The organism is Anabaena sp. 54 (genome assembly GCF_017355725.1).
Lineage (GTDB): Bacteria > Cyanobacteriota > Cyanobacteriia > Cyanobacteriales > Nostocaceae > Dolichospermum > Dolichospermum heterosporum.
The window spans coordinates 1-18715 of record NZ_JAAVWA010000037.1; the positions used below are offsets into that span (position 1 = coordinate 1).

Below are 18715 nucleotides of genomic sequence, written 5' to 3' on the forward strand. Positions count from 1 at the left end.
AACCCTCAGATTCTAAACCCTCAGATTCTAAACCCTCAGATTCTAAACCCTCAGATTCTAAACCCTCAGATTCTAAATCACCTGCTGCAAATTCGCCGACTCCAGCCCAAAGTCCTATTCCCATAAATGTTACACCTGCTAAGACTAATACAGCGACTAACCCACCTCCGCTGATAGTTAAACCTATTCCATCCTTGGGTGTCCCGCAGCCAGCTAAACCATTACCTAAACCGTTAACAGTTGTCCAAAGACGCTATGCTCAAGCGGCCTGGAACTATTTCTCCGCTAATTCTCAGCCTAGCACAGGATTGGTGAGCGATCGCTCTGATGTTAAGGGTTCAACATTGTGGGGATTAGGAGATTATCTAACAGCGCTCAATGCAGCATGGGCAATGGATATAATTTCTCCCAAGGAATTTGATCAACGCATTCGACAGTTGTTGAGTGCTTTAGCGCAGATACCGCTGTATGCAGGGGAATTACCGAGTCGGGGTTATGATCCGCGAACATTGCAACCAGTAGATTATGGTGGTAATCCAGTTCCAGAAGGTACTGGCTGGTCGTCTTTAGATGTGGGAAGACTATTAGCAGCCCTTTATAATTTAAAAACAGATCACCCCGAATATACGGAAGTTGTTGATCAAATTGCTCTCGATTGGTCATACTTGCGGGTTGTGCGGGAAGGTATTCTTTCTAGTGCCAATGTCACCAAAGATAAAAGTGGGCGGTTAGTCCCCAGAATTAATCCTGAAACCCGTTTGGGTTATGAAGAATATGCTGCTAGAGGTTTTCAATTGTGGGGATTTAATGTTGATAAATCTGCTGTGGGTGGTGAATATAAAACAACATCAGTGGAGGGGGTAGAAGTCCCCATTGAACGGCTTCGTAAAGATACAAAATCAAAGGTTAATCAATATACCGTTAGTAATCCTTTTCTGCTGTATGCTCTAGAGTTTGGTTTAGATCCAAAAATGCGATCGCTCTTTACAGCAGTATATCAAGCTCAAGCCCAACGCTACCTTAAGACTGAGACTCTTACAGCCTCAGCTACTACTCTCATTGAGCGTCAACCTTACACCGTCCACAGTTCGATTATTGGTCAAAATCAGCCTTGGGCAGCCTTAGATGATGATGGTAAACTACTACCAGAGGGAAGATTAGTCAGTTCGGCTGTGGCATTTGCCTATTATGCCTTACTGCCTAAGGATAGCTATACTCAGGAATTAATCAAGGCAACAACGGACTTATATAACCCTTTGCTGGGCTTTTATGAAGGTTTTTATGAAAAAACAGGTAAAACTGCTCTTGGTTCTACTAGTAGCACTAACAGTATGATTCTACAATCTTTACTGTATACAGCAACAAAGCAACAACCCCTCCTCCGTCCTAATACGGATATGAAATCACCCTGGTGGCGAGCAGTAGCTGATGGTAATTCTGGTCGGGGTCTACCGAATACTTCTACTCAAAAAACACAATTTGTGAGTAATGGCACTGAACATTACTGGATTACTGTTAAAGATGGTATGAATTAACTTTTGCATGGTTAGATACTTGATGTCGCTATCAAAGAAGAGATAAATGATCATGAGTCCACCAGATGAACCTAACTTACCAGTCCAGATTCATAAATACTGATATAAAATATATTATATAGGATTTACGCAAAACAGCAGGAAAATAGCGGTAATCTCTTCCGAGATATTGCTATATTAATTACTGCTGCCTAAAAATAAGGTTTATGGTTAGGACACACAAGCTATCAGCCATATCTTCTGTAAGTCTTGGATACATTAACTCACCCTGGTAAATTGGTAAAGGTACTAATGTGAAAATATTCATTCTATTTCCATACGTAACTATTTTGTAAGATGTTACTCTCACTGAACTTGCTACAACGAATACTATATTTATTTTTTCCAATAAGTATCATCACTAGTTTCGGTATTAAGTCTGTATCTGCTGCTCCTATCGAACTAGATGAAAATTGGGATTCAGTCTCACTTTTAATAAAACCCGTCCCTGTGGTTGATAATTTACCAAATTCACGCCAAAATAACGGAGATATTAGAGAAACAGATTCCTCTGTTTTTTTCCCACTAGATGAAAACTCGAACTCATTTCCAGAATTAACCGCACAAATTACAAATTTTGGTATTTCAGAAAACTTAAACACAGTTTTTGACAGCGGCTTTCTTCCTCAGAACTTGCATTCAATACCAATATTAATTGCTGCACCTGAAAACTTCAATCCTCAGCTAAGGTTAACTTCCCAACGAGTATCTCCTCTGCAAGCACAACCAACTTCTACAGTACAACCAACTTCTACAGTACAACCAACTTCACAACCAACTTCTACAGCACAACCAACTTCACAACCAACTTCTACAGTACAACCAACTTCACAACCAACTTCTACTACACCTGTGCGGCCAGCATTTATTTTGGAAAGTATCCAAACAGGGTTTCGTAGGGACATGAATAGTTCCCAGCAGGAAAGCCAAACTATTGAACCAGTGTTTCAATTTCGGTTATTCAATGGAGAGAAAATTAAATTAAAAACTGCCTTTAATAAGTTGAGTCAACCGAAATTTGCATCTCTTACTAATATTCCCCTTCAGTTGGGATGGGAAGGCAAAACAGGTAAATATACTATAAAATTAGGAGCAGGAATTGATCTATTTAATCGCTTACCAATGGCTCTCAATTTCAATGCTCAGATAGATAGACCAATTGCTGTTAAACTCAATCCAGATTATAGCATCAAGTCAGGTTTATTTTTATCAGCAGTCGTAGAACAAGGTCCTTATAAAACTAGTGTGAAAACACTGGAAAATCAAATTACAGCTACACGCTCTGGTTTCAATACTTTTTGGCAAATTGACCCTAATACTAGCTTTTTTGGCTCTTATCGTGTGGGTTTATATAATGATGGTAATTTTGAACAACAGATTTTTAATCGCTTGGAACATAAGTGGGGTGAATTTTGGTTTGCTGGTAATGTTTTCGCTTGGAAGTATGCAAGCGATAATCAAGAGAGTAGTGGCTATTTTTCTCCAGTATCTTCTCTAGTTTATAACGGTGAAATCGGATGGGGAAAAAACATTTTTCCTTTTTTAAATTGTCGCTTAAATACCACCTTGGGAAGACAAAGAGTTAACGGTGATAAAAGTGGAGGTACTGGCTATCAAACTCGCTGTACAGTCAAAATGTCAGCAAATATAGGCTTAGACTTAGGTTATAGTTTAGGTAAGTCTCACAATCTCATGACTGGGGAAAGTCTGTACAATAATCAGATATTAACAGGCCAATTACAGATAAAATTTTGACCTGTTTTTTGACTGATCATTCAATATTTCAAAAGTAGAGTAAACAGTAAAACTCATGTTTTTAAACATGAGATTGAAATAATGACACTGTTTTTTTCGTGCTACGCATCTTTTAAAAACATCTTTTTTTTGACTGAGCTTTAAACTGGTGCAAATGAGTGTTTCTTATCTGTTCCCTGTTCCCTGTTCCCTTTTTTTGTAAAAGCAGGGAAATTGAAATCATAAATTATCGAATTTCACAGCATCAAAATAACCTTTTCCTTTACTCTTTTATTCCAGCCCAAACAGTGAGAGGTTTACCAACTTTTTTATACAGCAAACTTTCTAAAATTACACCATTATTATTGGCAGTAAGAGCTTTATTTGGCTGATTTAAAGACTCATAAAACCCGTTGTACCAACCTTGATCAGATTTGAGTTGAGTTTGCACAAAATTAAATAATTTGCCTGTGTAATCAGTATTATACAAGACGTGCCAACCTACTGCGGCTTTAGCACTGAGAAAACGTAGATCATCATATTTTTTTCCTGTTCCTGTGATGGTTGCCCAAGGTTGTCCATTCACAAATAAACTACTATAAACAAAGTAAGGAGCGCGATCTAAATTATCTTCCGTGACAGCAGTTAAAAATTTAGTTCTTTGATAACGAGCTTCTTGTGCAGCTAAAATTCGGTCTGAGAATGCTTTAGGTAAAGCTTGAAATCCGGTTTCAATGCCATCTAAAATATAAGGCTCGCTGAGAACATAATTATTTGCACCTGAATTCTGATAATCCCGTCTATCATAAGGAACACCCTGTCCATAGAGGTCTACAAAGTCTGTATTAGATGTGTAATCTAAAGCTTTTTTAACATTTAAACCCCAGAGTTTTAACCCATAAGCTCCGTAATTTTCATAACCTAAACGCCCTTCTTGGTTATACTGTTCTTCACCAGCAATAACAGAAGTACCGTACATTTGCCCGTTTTTGACCAAGCGCTTGATTTGCCAATGTTTCCAAACGGCTTCTGTTTGCGATCGCATTTTGGGATATTTTGTACCCACAATATTCAGCCATATAGCTAAACGTCCTAAATCCAAAGCAGACCAACCAATTTCTTCTCGTTTATCTAATTGACCATAATTTACAGGTATCAATGTTTTTGAATTATAGACTTTATTCGGTAATTCTCCCTTATACAAAGGCATAGACGCTAGAGTTTTTAACATCTGACTCATTTTGCTCTCAAACTCTTCTACCGTAATGATATTAAGTTCTTTAGCACTGACCAAAGCAGCCATAGCAGCGGCTTGGTCCCACATAGTAACAGAGGCAAAATTATTTACAGAGTTAACCAAGCCAGTTTTATCGTTCCAATTACGTTGGAAGTATAACCAAGCTTGACGCGCCATTGCAGTTTCCTCTGTAGTTAATGTCCCACTTCCGGGCGCAATATAGGGTCTTTTGGCGGTTGTCAATTCGGTAGCGGCAATGGGTTTACCTGCGACAATTGTTAATTTAGTATTCAGCTTGCTAATATTATCAGTATTTATAGTTAAATTCTTTGACAAAGAATTGAAACCTATAATTGCAATTACAGCGGTTATAACTCCGCCAAAGGTAGCAAGAAAAGATAGTTTTTTTGATGGTGGCTCAAAATCAGAATTCATCATGGAATTGGTAATTGGTAATATAATTGAAAGTTTTTTCTTATCTAGTTTTTTTAAGTCAGGACTTACGCAAAATATCTCTCAGTAGGGGCGAACGGTCGTTCGCACTAAGTCCCTTTCTCTGTGCCTGGAGTTGTTTGTATATTCCGTGACTCGTGCGTAAGCCCTATCCAGGATAGATAGGAGATGATTAGGGTTCTTTAGCCCAAACTGTCAACGGTTTGCCCACACGACGATATAGTATTGCTTCTAACACTATGCCGTTGGTATTCACGGTTAAGGCTCGATTTGGTTCTTGAGTTTCTTCATAAAAACCTGCAAAAACGCCACGACTTGGATCAGCCAGCCAGCGCATACCCTTATGAAGTCTTTCTGTATAGGGAGTTTGAAAAAGCATATTCCAGCCTATTGCGGCTTTAACACTACTACCCCGATAAACAAAGGCATCTTTACCAGATGAGTCTATACTTTTCCAGGGTTGACCATTGACAAAAATACAATTGTAGACAAACCAAGGCTCCCGATCTAAATTATCCTCAGACCAGGCTGTGAGTTGATTGGTAGCTTGATAGCGACGTTGTTGGACTTGGAGTAACTTAGCTGCATATTCCGCAGGTAAAGCCTGAAAACCACTTTCCAACCCATCCAAAATATAGGGTTCACTAGTGACATAATTATGATAGGTGGTGCGTTTATCCGCTGGTACTTCCACACCCATAACATTGACAAACTGAGTTTCGGCTTTGGTATCGAGTGCTTTGGGGGCTACAATCCCAATTTTTTGTAATCTATAGGCTGCATATTGTTCATAACCTAGCCGTCCTTCTTGGTTCCAGGTTTCCTTACCATTTTTAATCCCTGTCCCCATTAGCTGTCCATTCTTCAGTAACCGCTTTAACTGCCAACGAGCCGTGACGGCTTTACTGGCCGCAGCGTGTTTGGGGTATCGAGTTTCGATTATATCTAGCCATTGCACCAGTCGCGCTAAATCAATGGCCGAAAACCCAATTTCTTCAGGTTCTGCCAACTTGCCGTAGTTAACCGGGATTAAAGTTTTCGCGTTATAGGCTTTGTTTGGTAACTCATTCCGGTACAAAGGTATTTTGGCTAGGGTGGCCAATATTTCCTCTATCCATTGATCAAATTCTGCCGGCTTGAGCAAGCCTAATTCCCGTGCTGCTACCATACCAGCTAACTGACTACCCACGTCCCACATGGTTGTACTGGGAAAGTCCGCAGCGGAAGAAACTAAACCCGTGGATAAACGATTTTTCTGGAAATAGCGCCAAGCTGTACGGGCTAATTGTATATCTTCTGCATTCAGCCGATTTTGACTAACGGAAGTCACTGGAATTGGGAGAATGTTAGTCTCACGCCATTGTATTCCTTTATGCAATCCAAAACCAACTAAAGCGATCGCCGCAGCGATAATAGTTTGTTTTAATAAACTAGGTTGGATTGGAGTAGGATTGATAGTTGTATCTTGTGTCATGGTTAGCGGGGGATAATATTAAACAACACTTCTTTTTTCACCAGCCACCAGAAGCAGCCCACAGCTACAGCCTGAGCGATAGTAGTGACTATGGGATTACCATCAACTAAAGCCGGAATTAAAAACCAAATTACTGTGACTGGAACGTGAACAATATAGACGTACAAGGAGTTTTGACCCAAACTAATCAACAGTTTCCCCAGAATTTTATTTAACGGTTGCCAAAATGTATCCACAATGATATACAGCAAAGGGAAAAAACCGATGTGATTAATTAAACGCAAAAAACCCACCCGACTGCGGTCTGTCCATGCTAACCAAGCAACTCTATCTGAGAATTTGGCTGGCCAAACACCAAGCTGAATATCATAATGTGCGGTTGTAATTGAGCCAATGACGATTAATACCAAGCCTATAACTAGGGGGATTTTCGGGATTTTTCCCCATAATTCTTGTAGTTTTTGACGATAATAACCTGCTAATACGCCATGCACATATAAAATTTGCCAACCAGCTAAGGCAAAGTAAGGATGTTCTCTGTCTAAAGGATGGAAACTCAAGGCATAAGGATGTAATTGTTGGATACTCCAAAATGTCCAGGAAATAGCCAAAACAGGCAACCAAAAGCCTTTCCTTAACATCCAGAAAATGGCTGGGGAAAACAGCAACAGCAATACATACAGTTGCAAAATGTCAATGACAGGTGGTGCTAAATGGAATGTAGCTGCCGCTAGTAATATTTGCCACCAAGTCCCAGGCGCAAAATCAAAAGCCGGACGGGTCCAACCGGGGGCAATTATACTTAATAAACCCAGGACAGACATTAAAATGAAACTGGTGAGATAAAGTTTTCCAGAACGCTCTAACAGTTTTTTCATGGCTTCGGAAAAGCCAACTTTATTGATACGTCCTAATGTCACCATTCCTAATACTAGTCCAGAGAGAAATACGAAGCCTTCGGCTGCACTAGCGTAAATATGTCCCCTGTTGATAGCACTGAAATAAGAAGAACTTTCTAAATGATTGAATACCATGGAAACAATGGCAATGCCCCGGAGAAAATCAATCCTTAGATCTCGGTTTCCGTAGAGCGTGGGATCATAGCGCCAGGATACAGGAGGATTATTTGTTGTAATTGTATTGTTATGCACAAGATATGGTTACTTTCGGTTATTTAACTACTTGGTTCTAGAACAGGAACTAACTAAATATTTTTTCGTAGGTTTTCAACTCTTCTCTGTAATGGAGTACGCATCGAATGAGAATTACTGATAAGATAATACCCTAAAGCCAGAAATAAAGTCTAAAAATCCTGAATTTTCTGATCTGCTTGCAGCAGCGCTTCGCTACCAGTAGGTGAGTGATGGATAAGTAAAATACCATATCATTTAATTTACTTATGTATGATTACATATTTTGGTGTTTTTACGTCTACATACTCAAGATAGCCAAAATCACAACACTTTTAACTAGGGGTAAATTTTAAATATGAAAGCCTTATTACGCAATGACGAAGCCGGAAGAATTGAAGCACTTTTACAATACAGAATTCTTGATACTCAGTCCGAACGGGAGTTTGATGATATTACCCGTTTAGCTTCTTTTATTTGTGCAACTCCCATGGCCGTAATGACCTTAGTTGATACGGACCGCCAATGGTTTAAATCTAAAATTGGGCTAGAAGCATCAGAAACACCCCGTAGTATTGGTTTTTGCAATCATGCTATCCAGCAACCAGATCCCATGATCATTCCCGATGCTACTTTAGATCCAAGATTTGTGAATAACCCTTTGGTGACATCAGATCCCAATATCCGTTTTTATGCGGGCATACCCCTAATTAATGATGAAGGTTATGGCTTGGGAGCGCTTTGTGTTCTTGATGACATACCAAGACAACTCGCATCACAACAGATAGAGGCATTAAATATTTTAGGTCGCCAAGTCATGAAACAATTAGAATGGCGACGTAATTTAGATAGTTTGCTCCTCTCAACGGTATTAGATACAGTTAATGCTTTAGTGATAGTTCTTAACCCAGAAGGGGAAATTATTGGATTTAATCGAGCTTGTGAAGAAACCACGGGTTATTCTTACAATGAAGTTAGAAATCAATGCTTTTGGAGCGTATTTACAGAACCGAAACGCCGTCGAACGGTGCGATCTATTTTTGAAAAAATTAAATCAAGTAAAGGGTTAAAAGAATATGAAAACTATTGGCGAATAAAAGACGGAAATCTGCGGCTAATTAATTGGTCAAATAGAACGGTTTTAAATGAAAATGGTGAAATTGAATTTATTGTTTGTACCGGCATAGATATCACTGAACGCAAACAAGCTGAAGAGTCTCTAAAACAGCAATTAGCAGCAGTAGAAGCGGCGAGTGATGGCATTAGTATTGTTGATAAACAGGGTAATTATCTTTATCTAAATAGCTCTTATGTGAATATATTTGGCTATAGTGATGCCACGGAATTGCTAGGAAAAAAATGGCAAGAAGTTTATGAACAAGAGCAGGTTAAATTGTTTGAAAAAAAGATATTCCCTGAACTAATGAAACAAGGTTACTGGCATGGAGAAACAATTGCTCAGAGAAAAGATAGCAGTAACTTTGCCGCAGAAATGTCTCTGACAAAGTTGAAAGATGGCGGATTCATTTGTGTAGGCCGTGATATCAGTAAACGCAAAGAAGCCGAGGAAGAACTAAAATACTTCAACTTGCGATCGCAATTATTAGCTGATATTACTTTAAAAATCCGCGGTTCTTTACAGATAGATGATATTCTGCAAACGAGTGTTACTGAAGTACAAAAACTGTTGAAAACTGACCGTGTAGTGATTCTAGAGTTGTTGGCCGATGGCTCTTTAACAGCGCGGAAAGAAGCATTAATTCCCGGTATTCCAGTTGTTATGGGGGCAAATATTGTTGAGCCTTGTTTGACAAAAAATTACATCGAGAAATATACCCAAGGATGGATTGGTGTGATTAATGATATTGAGAAAGCTAACATTCGGCCTTGTCATATCGAACTATTACAAAAGTTTAATGTCAAAGCTAACCTGGTTGTTCCTATTTTTCTCAAAGATGAATTTTGGGGTTTACTAATTGCTCATCATTGTACCCAACCCCGTCAATGGACTAACTGGGAAATAGAATTTCTCAAATCTTTATCTGATCAAATAGGTATTGCTTTAGCTCAAGCTAAATTACTGCAAGCGGAAATTCTACAAAGACGAGAACTGGAAATTGCTCGTCGTCAAGCTGAGTTAGCATCTCTATCCAAAAGTAGTTTTTTAGCGAATATGAGTCATGAAATTCGCACTCCCATGAATGGCATTTTGGGCATGACTGGTTTATTATTAGAAACTCCTCTCAACCCAGAACAAAGAGATTTTTTAGAAATAGTTCGCGTGAGTGGTGATGCTCTTTTATCTCTGATTAACGAGATTTTAGACTTATCCAAACTTGAAGCTGGAGAAATGATCATCGAAAGCATAGATTTCGATCTTTGCAATTGTCTGGAAGAAGTGCTAGATTTATTAGCTCCTCAAGCACATCAAAAAGGACTAGAAATTGCCACACTGGTACAACAGAATATTTATAAATATCTGAGGGGAGATGTTGGCCGATTACGACAAATTATCATGAATCTAATTGGTAATGCTATTAAATTTACCAGGGAAGGAGAGGTATTATTAGAAGTAGAATTGAAGTCAGAAACTCAGGATCTAGTTATTCTCAATTTTACTGTTATAGATACAGGAATTGGTATTAGTCTTCAAGATCAAAACAAACTTTTTCAAGCATTTAGCCAAGTTGATGCTTCTATTACCCGTCAATATGGTGGCACAGGTTTGGGATTAGCAATTTGTCAACAATTAGTAAGTTTAATGGGAGGAAAAATTGGCGTAAAAAGTCAGATGGGTAAAGGATCTCAATTTTGGTTTGAGCTACCTTTTATGAAACAAATCCAGCCTTCTTCTCAGATTTTAGACCTTAATATATTGACTAATAAGCGGTTGTTAGTAATAGATGATAATGGGACTAACCGGAGAATTATTTATCATCAAGCTACTCATTGGGGAATGTGGGTAGATGAAGCTGCTTGTGCAAATACTGGTCTTGCAGCTTTACAAAAGGCTGCCGAAAATCACCCCTATGATATTGTTATAATTGATATGCAAATGCCTGCGATAGATGGTCTAACGCTGGGATCACAAATTAAGGCTAATTCTGCTATTAGCAATATTCCTTTAGTTCTATTGACTTCTAGTAATCAAAAGGATGAATGGAAAAAAGCAATCAACATAGGATTTATTAGTTATTTAGTTAAACCAATAAAGCCTTCTCGTTTGCTAGATACTATCATGGATATTTTAGCAAATCAACCAAAATTAGATAATTTCCAATCTTCTAAAATTGAGCAATCTTCTATAACTGTGTTGGATGAAAAGATATCTGATTCTACAACATCAAAGTTAAAATTGCTGGTAGCAGAAGATAATCCAGTTAATCAAAAAGTTATCCTCAAGCAACTCGACAGTTTAGGCTATAAAGCTGATATTGTAGCCAATGGCCAAGAAGTTTTGGAAATGTTGGATAACATTGCCTATGATTTGATTTTGATGGACTGTCAAATGCCAATTCTCGATGGTTTAAAAACTACAAAAGTAATTCGTTCTCGGCCAATAAGTTCATTTGTTAATCATCGACAACCTATAGTTATTGCTATTACTGCTAATGCCATGAAGGAGGATCAACAGAATTGTTTAGATGCTGGTATGGATGACTATTTTAGCAAACCAATTACTAAGGATAAATTAGCAACATTATTAGAGCTTTGGAGTTCGAGAATTATAGCGGGACGAGTAGTGACTATTCCTGAATCTGAGCCAGTAGTTTTAATTACAAATAATCCGTTAACAGATTTACCAATTGATTGGGAACATCTACATCAAATCTCAGAAAATGATCCAGAATTTGAGTTAGAAATATTAAAAGTTTTTGTGGAAGATAGCCTGTTTCATGTAAAGGGAATTAAAGCCGCAATTGCCGTTAATGACTTTCCTCAACTGGCCAGAGAAGCTCATCATCTTAAAGGTTCTAGTGGTAATATTGGCACTACAGCCATACAGAAAATTGCAGAAGAACTAGAACAACTCAGTCGCAAACAGAGTTTTGTTGGTGCTTATGAATTGTTATTAGAATTAGTTGATTTTATAAACAAGATTCAAGCGTTTTTAACTAAGTCCTGAAAAAGTTTTTTCGTTCTCTTACAAGGTTATGAGGTCAGGGGTAACTGACAGCATTTTCCGCTCTGATGAGGTACAAAGTTGAATCATGAAAATCTTGTGGTGCGGGCATCTTGCCCGCTAGATATGTACCTCATAACACCGGGAAGTTCTGTATATCCGATATTCCGCACTTCATAATGTAGTATAAGCCTTTTCAAGAATACCCTTAATAAAGGTTAAATGACTACGTATTAAAACTTAAAATATTTGATAAAATATGTATGGTTAAAATAGCCCCGCGATTATTTATATTGACATAATTTATTTCTCCATAATTATCTTCAGATCCCCGACTTCTCCAAGAAGTCGGGGATCTGGTGTATTATAAATGCGATCGCCAGTGGGGATTTGTTAAACTTGTAAAAATATGATCTTCCCATTTACCATTAATCATTAAATAATCTCTAGCATATCCTTCAACTACAAAACCAGCCCTTTTAAGAACATTACCACTGCGGCGATTATGGGGCATATAATTAGCCATAATGCGGTGCAGATTTAATTCTTGAAAAACATACTTAGTGGAAATAGACAAGGCTTCTGTCATGTAACCATAACCTTGTGCTGATTCTGCTAAACTGTATCCTAATTGACAAAATTGAGCAGCACTATAGACAAAGCTGCTAAAATTAGCTGTTCCCATAACTTTTCTAGGCTGGTGTTTCCGATAAATAAATAGTTTTAATGAATAGTTGTTCACAAATTCCCAGAAACTCGTTTCTACTTGATACTCCCAATAATCGTCAGTAAAAAAATTTTCATCCCATTGAGGATAAAATGGCGTAAGATATTCTTTATTTTCCGTAAAATATTTGAGTATGTAGGGAATATCCTCCATCACTGCCATTCTTAATATTAGGCGATCGCTTGTCAGAATTGGTGGCTCTGATGTCATATACTCAAATTTAAATATTTTGTATCAGCTATACTAATTTGAACATTAAACCAAAAGACTGCAAAAAGGATAATTACGGTGGGAATACGCTACAATTGGCAACCAACAGAGATATTGACAATATATAATACACCATTTCTAGAGCTAATTTATCAAGCTGCTACAGTGCATCGTCAATATCATCAACCGCAACAAATACAAGTTTGTAAGCTTATCTCTATTAAAACTGGTGCTTGTCCAGAAGATTGCGGTTATTGCGCTCAATCTTCCCGCTACAAAACCGAGGTAAAACCCGAAGCACTGTTAGAAAAAGAAACAGTCATAAATATTGCCAAAACAGCTAAAGAAAGCGGTGTAAGTCGCGTTTGTATGGGTGCTGCTTGGCGAGAAGTTCGGGATAATTCCCAATTTGAGGAAGTTCTGGATATGGTTAAGGACGTAACTGGCATGGGTTTAGAGGTATGCTGTACCTTGGGAATGTTGACAGAAAACCAAGCCAAGCGGTTAGAGGATGCGGGATTATATGCTTATAACCATAATCTCGACACTTCTGAGGAATACTACAGCACAGTGATTACGACTCGAACTTATAGCGATCGCTTGAATACAATTGCTAATGTTCGCCAAACTAATGTTACCGTATGTTCGGGCGGTATTCTCGGTTTAGGGGAAAATATTAGCGATAGAGTCGGAATGTTACATACTCTCTCAAATTTACAACCTCACCCCGAATCTGTACCCATCAATATTCTTTCCCAAGTTCCCGGTACACCTTTAGAAAATCAACCTGATGTCCCCATTTGGGATGTGGTGCGGATGATTGCGACTGCTAGAATTATTATGCCTAAATCTGACGTGCGTTTGAGTGCAGGTAGGGCGAGACTTTCCCAAGTAGAACAGGCTTTATGCTTCATGGCTGGTGCAAATTCCATCTTCTCCAGCGATGATAATAAAATGTTGACAGTGACTACTCCCTGTCCTGATTATGACGCAGATAAAGAAATGTTGAACTTGCTAGGTTTGGAAATGCGTCCACCATTCCAAAAGCAGGAAAAAACACCAACTCCAGCGATGATATAACAGTTGAAAATTACCTCTCCCTGACTGGGAGAGGACTCGAATATGCTAGAATTTAGGGTGAACTTTAAGCAGATGATGAAGATGACACAATCCACACCCCAAAGAGTTGTCCGTCGTGGTCGAGTATTTCCCGAAATTCAGTGGACCCAAGAACAAAAAGCTGAAGATAGAGCTAGAAGACAGGCATTTTCTGATCGTTGTTGGGTAATTTTTGAGCGTTTAAAACCAGAAATATTAGATAAATATTATGGTTGGTATATTGCTATTGAACCTGATAGCGGGGATTATTTTATTGATCAGGATCAAGAGGTAGCTAGTAAAATGGCTAGAGAAAAGTATCCTCATGTGATTCATCATATTTATGGCATTAATGAAACGGGAGTTAGTGGCAGAATATGATTGAGGGAAGATTTGGAGATAAAGGTCAAATTTATTTGGACATTGATTTAATTAATGGAGATAATTTCAGTTTTCCTGTAGAAACAATGTTAGACACAGGATTTACTGAATATTTAGCCATGAATAAACAAGATGTACAAAGTCTTGATTGGCCTTTTTTACGTCAGAATAAATTAAGAACTGCTCAAGGAGAAACTGAATTTGATGTTTATCATGGTAGGGTAATTATAGATGGTCAAGAGTTTGAAGTTCCTGTATTTGCTGGAGATGAAATACAGGAAATTTTACTGGGTTCTCGATGGTTGAAGTTATTTGTTTTAGTCGCTAATTATGGTGAGGATAGGGTAAGTTTAGAGTTAATTTAATTATTTTTTTTATTAAAAATAAAGTGGGTTGCAGGTTGTATCTAGAACGAAATAGCCCTGGGTGGTAATTGCCAGAATATTTGGTCTTTATTCCAAATTTTAGGGCTAGGATGCCTAAAAAGACAATATAATTAGATTTAGGGACTTCCAAGAAATAAATTATCCTGATTAACGAACCACAGAGGCGCAGAGGACACAGAGGAATAAGGGTTTGAGAGATTTTTGTGTTAGGTGGTTGAGTATTTTTTTATTTGGAAGTCCCTTAACAAATTACTGATTTTATTAACGTTGCTTTTTATGCCCAAGCATGATCCCGCAAAATTAAAAAAAGTATCTATTAGTCTTCCCTTTGGTATAGGTTCTGCGGAATGGGAAGCTGACACAACGGAACGAAAAGCCGCTTGGTCGTTGTATGTGGAACTGGTAACGCGTATTGCTGTCCAGTCTTTAGAAGTTGACCAGGGGTTAGCGCGAGAAGCGTTGAACTCTCTGTATAGTTTATTCGGAACTACCCGTGAAGTTCTCAAAGCTGCTGGACCTGATGTAGGTGCTTCTAAAAACTCAGTCGGGGGTATTGCTATTGCGGTGCTGAATAATGGGTTAAGACCATTTTTAGCTAAATGGCATCCTGTGTTACAGGCTTGGGAAGCAAGACGACCTATAGGGGTGAGTCCCAAGGAACATGAGGTAAGTTGGTCAGAAGAATCAAAATTGCGAAGTGAGTTGGCTGCTTTGCGAGGTGGTTTGGAACAGTATGCGAAGGCGTTGGCGATTATTGCAGGTGTGGAGGAATAAAATGGAAAAATATGATGTTTTTATTTGCCACAATAGCAAAGACAAGCCAGAGGTAGGAAAAATTAAAAGCAGGTTGCAAAGTCAAGGAATCAACACGTTTTATGATGAGGATAACTTAATACCATTTAAAGAATGGGAAAAACAAATTCTAGATAGTATTAGTGAAGTTAAAGCTTTCCTTGTATTTATTAGTAATAATGGTACAGGAAAAATACAACACAAAGAAATCAATTTCTTTTTGAAAAAAGTTTTGCGAAAAAAGCCTGAAATTCAAACAGGCCTAGTTATCCTCATGAATACACAAGAGGGAATGATAGATACCGTAAAAAATGCTTTTCCAAAATTGCAAAAATATCAGTATTGTGATTTTCGTAAAGAAGAATCTAACCCAATGAACAAACTGATTTCTGCTATTACTGGAAGAGACCCAGAGTCACAGTCTATAATAACTCAGCCTAAATCACTCACCAAAACTCCTCAACAACCACCTCATGCAGATAGTATTAGCTCAGAAGGCATAGACTATAGAGAACTCACTGAACTATTATCAGAAAGTAAATGGGAAGATGCTTGGGAAAATGCTAATTATCTGACTTATAAACTTATGCTCAATGCTGTAGGTAAAACTCAGGGGGATCAATTGACCAAGGAAGACGTAAAAGATTTTCCATGCACAGACCTCTACAAAATTGACAAATTGTGGGTAGAACATAGCAATGGTAAATTTGGATTCAGCATCCAAAAAGAAATTTATTTAAGCGTTGGTGGCAAGCCTGATGGTATATTCAATCAAAGTATCTGGAGAAAGTTCAGCGATCTTGTTGGATGGGTAGGAAAAGATGCAAATGGCTGCAACTTTTTTTATGACTCCGAGGAAGAATTTACTTTTGATATTTCAGCACATAAGGGTCATCTTCCTGTGTTAATTGAAGATTATCAGGAAATTATTATAGATATCTTCGCTCGTATTGAAGCTTGTCCTCAATTTAATAAAGGCCCTTTAAAGCTTCTCAACTCACATCTTGGTTTTCAGCCAGACACTTCAGCAATTAAGGCTGTAGAGATTATTAACTCACTGCCTAATATTTAGTTACCCATATTAATTCAAAATTGCTCGAAAGTTTTGATTTAAAGCAAAAATCCAAACAACTTCTAGAAATTGCTAAAATAGGAGTAGAAAAAGCGATAGAAACCGATGAAGCAACAGCTACAGATTGGATAAATCAGCAATTGGCAATATTAGGAATTGATATCAAAAGCATCATTAGTTAATTTCCTGTTGTATAATATTTATATATATTTTCCCTGATCAATTTAACAGCTTACTATCACGGCAGATTTTGTCATAATATAAAGATAGGATTCCCATGACTAATTACGCTTTATCAACATTATGAGGAATAAATAATTATGTCTCAATCTGATTTAATCAATAAACCAGAATTAAGTAACACTACCGAAGAAAATCATCTCATAAAAATTTTACGAGAAATTCAAGCAACACCTAAAGAGTACTGGCCGAATTTACTAAAAATGATGCGAGTATTTCGAGAAAGTGTTACTTTTAAACCTGAGATTTTTAACCATTCTCAGCTAGAAATAGACGCACAACAACAAATTTTAAATCAACAACATCAAGCACTCAAAGAATTAACCAAAGAGTGGTTAGAAGAAGGAGAACAAGAAGAACAAACGGAAACTTGGGAATATTTGCGGCAAAAACAAGAAATTGATGATAATCCTTTTTAAGATTAAGCTGAATTTATATGAATAAATTGATTTTCCTCGACACAAATATTTTAGGAATGGTAACAAATCCTAAAAGTTCTAATTCTAATTGTCAGGAGTGTAAAGAATGGTTAGATGAATTACCCTTAAAAAGTTATCAAATAATTTTACCAGAAATTGCTGATTATGAAGTAAGACGAGAACTGTTAAGAGCGGGAAAAACAAAAGGAATTAAACGTTTAGATCAACTCAAGCAAGCGATTACTTACTTGCCTATTACTACTGCTACCATGCTTTTAGCAGCACAATTTTGGGCAGAAATTAGAAACACAGGAAAACCAACTGCTGATCCTAAATCTCTTGATGGTGATGTTATTTTAGCAGCACAAGCAAAAATAGAAGAATTAAATGGAAATCAAGTAATTGTTGCTACTACCAATGTTAAACATTTATCCTTATTTGTAGATGCTCGTGAATGGCAAATGATTAATTAAAAAGATTTCTCTTATTTCTGGAAAGTTTTGATTTAAAACTAAAATCCAAACAACTTCTAGAAATTGCTAAAATAGGAGTAGAAAAAACCATTGAAACCGATGAAGCAACAGCTACAGATTGGATAAATCAACAATGGGCAATATTAGGAATTGATCTCAACAATGGAGGAGAAATTAAAAATTAATGCTGATGTCATTTACAATAGAATTATAGCCTAGTAGTAGAGGTGAAACAATGACCATTGAACAAGCAGTTTTAGAAAACCTGCGAGAGTTACCAACCGATAAACAACAGGAAGTTTTAGATTTTATTCAATTTCTCAAACATAAACTGTCACAAATAAAAGAACAAGTACAGGAAAAACCATTACAGAATAAAGGAGATAGCTTTTGGGAAGGGGTTTTAAGGTTTCGAGAAACAATTGAAAGAGAAGGAATTGAATTTACAGATGAAGATTTTGCAGATATTAGAGATCGTAGTCCAGGACGCGAGATTGATTTATGACAGTTCGCTTTTTACTAGACTCTAATATTATCTCAGAACCGAGTCGGCCAATTCCCAATACTCAGGTTTTAGATCAATTAAATCGCTATCGTTCAGAAGTAGCAGTAGCAAGTCTTGTTGTTCATGAAATCCTTTATGGCTGTTGGCGTTTACCAGCATCTAAACGCAAGGATTCTTTATGGAAATACATTCAAGATTCTGTGTTAGATTTGCCTGTGTTTGATTATGATCTCAAAGCTGCAAAATGGCACGCACAGGAAAGAGCTAGATTATCGAAAATTGGTAAAACACCTGCTTTTATTGATGGACAAATTGCCAGTATTGCCTTCTGCAATGACTTGATTTTAGTAACAAATAATGTGGCAGATTTTCAGGATTTTGAGGATCTGATAATTGAGAATTGGTTTATTAAATGAGGGACTAACTGTAGAACAAATTGCTCGGATACTTGAGTTAGAGATCGAAGTGGTGAAAACTTGCAATCAAACAGCAAAGTAATAAATAGACATTTGATAATCTGATTGAAACCGATACCTAAACCCACATAAAGTGGGTTTAATTAGCGTCTAATTGTAGGATTAGAGGATCTTAGCTCCGCGTAGACCAAATAACAAGCCTACAGCTACACCCATAAACACGCCTAGAAAGACAATATATTCAACTACAGCCATTTGTTTTGCTCCAGAT

General features: G+C 37.4%; 18 protein-coding genes. 13 read left to right on the top strand and 5 right to left on the bottom strand.

The window, feature by feature from the left end:
• The first annotated feature begins 194 nt into the window (after positions 1-194).
• On the top strand, positions 195-1535 hold the full coding sequence (locus HEQ36_RS22645) for a DUF3131 domain-containing protein (protein ID WP_290708493.1): 1341 nt from the start codon (positions 195-197) through the stop codon (positions 1533-1535).
• Between the two features lie 336 nt (positions 1536-1871).
• Positions 1872-3329 carry a hypothetical protein gene (locus tag HEQ36_RS22650; protein WP_168636109.1) on the top strand — a complete coding sequence of 486 codons (1458 nt, stop codon included), beginning with the start codon at positions 1872-1874 and terminating at the stop codon, positions 3327-3329.
• Between the two features lie 262 nt (positions 3330-3591).
• Here HEQ36_RS22650 and HEQ36_RS22655 read toward each other — a convergent pair whose 3' ends face one another.
• From HEQ36_RS22655 to opgC, 3 genes are all read right to left on the bottom strand, one after another.
• On the bottom strand, positions 3592-4980 hold the full coding sequence (locus HEQ36_RS22655) for a DUF3131 domain-containing protein (protein ID WP_168636202.1): 1389 nt from the start codon (positions 4978-4980) through the stop codon (positions 3592-3594).
• A 190-nt stretch (positions 4981-5170) separates the two neighbouring features.
• Entirely contained in the window at positions 5171-6472 is a 1302-nt protein-coding gene (locus HEQ36_RS22660; RefSeq protein ID WP_168636108.1) for a DUF3131 domain-containing protein, read from the bottom strand.
• A gap of 2 nt (positions 6473-6474) precedes the next feature.
• Complete coding sequence (gene opgC / locus HEQ36_RS22665; protein WP_168636107.1) at positions 6475-7623, bottom strand: OpgC domain-containing protein; 1149 nt, start codon at positions 7621-7623, stop codon at positions 6475-6477.
• A 337-nt stretch (positions 7624-7960) separates the two neighbouring features.
• On the opposite strand from opgC, the gene HEQ36_RS22670 reads away from it, so the two are divergent.
• Positions 7961-11728: a response regulator gene (locus HEQ36_RS22670; protein WP_168636106.1), complete on the top strand. Its 3768-nt coding sequence runs from the start codon at positions 7961-7963 to the stop codon at positions 11726-11728.
• Positions 11729-12089: 361 nt separating this feature from the next.
• Here the strand turns inward: HEQ36_RS22670 and HEQ36_RS22675 are convergent, their stop codons facing one another.
• Entirely contained in the window at positions 12090-12662 is a 573-nt protein-coding gene (locus HEQ36_RS22675; RefSeq protein ID WP_053538909.1) for a GNAT family N-acetyltransferase, read from the bottom strand.
• A 78-nt stretch (positions 12663-12740) separates the two neighbouring features.
• Here HEQ36_RS22675 and bioB point away from each other — a divergent pair, with 78 nt between their 5' ends.
• From bioB to HEQ36_RS22725, 10 genes are all read left to right on the top strand, one after another.
• Positions 12741-13742 (top strand): biotin synthase BioB, encoded by a 1002-nt coding sequence (gene bioB, locus HEQ36_RS22680; RefSeq protein WP_290708497.1) that lies wholly within the window; start codon positions 12741-12743, stop codon positions 13740-13742.
• Positions 13743-13823: 81 nt separating this feature from the next.
• Positions 13824-14141, top strand: a complete 318-nt coding sequence (locus tag HEQ36_RS22685) for a hypothetical protein (protein ID WP_168636105.1) — start codon at positions 13824-13826, stop codon at positions 14139-14141.
• Positions 14138-14506 carry an aspartyl protease gene (locus HEQ36_RS22690; RefSeq protein ID WP_168636104.1) on the top strand — a complete coding sequence of 123 codons (369 nt, stop codon included), beginning with the start codon at positions 14138-14140 and terminating at the stop codon, positions 14504-14506. Before HEQ36_RS22685 ends, HEQ36_RS22690 begins: the two co-directional genes overlap by 4 nt.
• 297 nt (positions 14507-14803) lie before the next feature.
• Positions 14804-15301, top strand: coding sequence for a hypothetical protein (locus tag HEQ36_RS22695; RefSeq protein WP_168636103.1), 498 nt, complete (start codon positions 14804-14806; stop codon positions 15299-15301).
• A gap of 1 nt (position 15302) precedes the next feature.
• On the top strand, positions 15303-16391 hold the full coding sequence (locus HEQ36_RS22700) for a GUN4 domain-containing protein (RefSeq protein WP_168636102.1): 1089 nt from the start codon (positions 15303-15305) through the stop codon (positions 16389-16391).
• A 20-nt stretch (positions 16392-16411) separates the two neighbouring features.
• Positions 16412-16573, top strand: a complete 162-nt coding sequence (locus HEQ36_RS22705; RefSeq protein ID WP_168636101.1) for a hypothetical protein — start codon at positions 16412-16414, stop codon at positions 16571-16573.
• A gap of 138 nt (positions 16574-16711) precedes the next feature.
• On the top strand, positions 16712-17050 hold the full coding sequence (locus HEQ36_RS22710; protein ID WP_168636100.1) for a hypothetical protein: 339 nt from the start codon (positions 16712-16714) through the stop codon (positions 17048-17050).
• Positions 17051-17067: 17 nt separating this feature from the next.
• On the top strand, positions 17068-17523 hold the full coding sequence (locus HEQ36_RS22715; RefSeq protein ID WP_168636099.1) for a PIN domain-containing protein: 456 nt from the start codon (positions 17068-17070) through the stop codon (positions 17521-17523).
• Between the two features lie 235 nt (positions 17524-17758).
• On the top strand, positions 17759-18028 hold the full coding sequence (locus HEQ36_RS22720) for a DUF2281 domain-containing protein (RefSeq protein ID WP_039203704.1): 270 nt from the start codon (positions 17759-17761) through the stop codon (positions 18026-18028).
• Positions 18025-18444 (top strand): type II toxin-antitoxin system VapC family toxin, encoded by a 420-nt coding sequence (locus HEQ36_RS22725; protein ID WP_015081509.1) that lies wholly within the window; start codon positions 18025-18027, stop codon positions 18442-18444. Before HEQ36_RS22720 ends, HEQ36_RS22725 begins: the two co-directional genes overlap by 4 nt.
• A gap of 162 nt (positions 18445-18606) precedes the next feature.
• Here the strand turns inward: HEQ36_RS22725 and petL are convergent, their stop codons facing one another.
• Complete coding sequence (gene petL / locus HEQ36_RS22730) at positions 18607-18699, bottom strand: cytochrome b6-f complex subunit PetL (RefSeq protein ID WP_035081422.1); 93 nt, start codon at positions 18697-18699, stop codon at positions 18607-18609.
• Positions 18700-18715 lie beyond the last annotated feature (16 nt).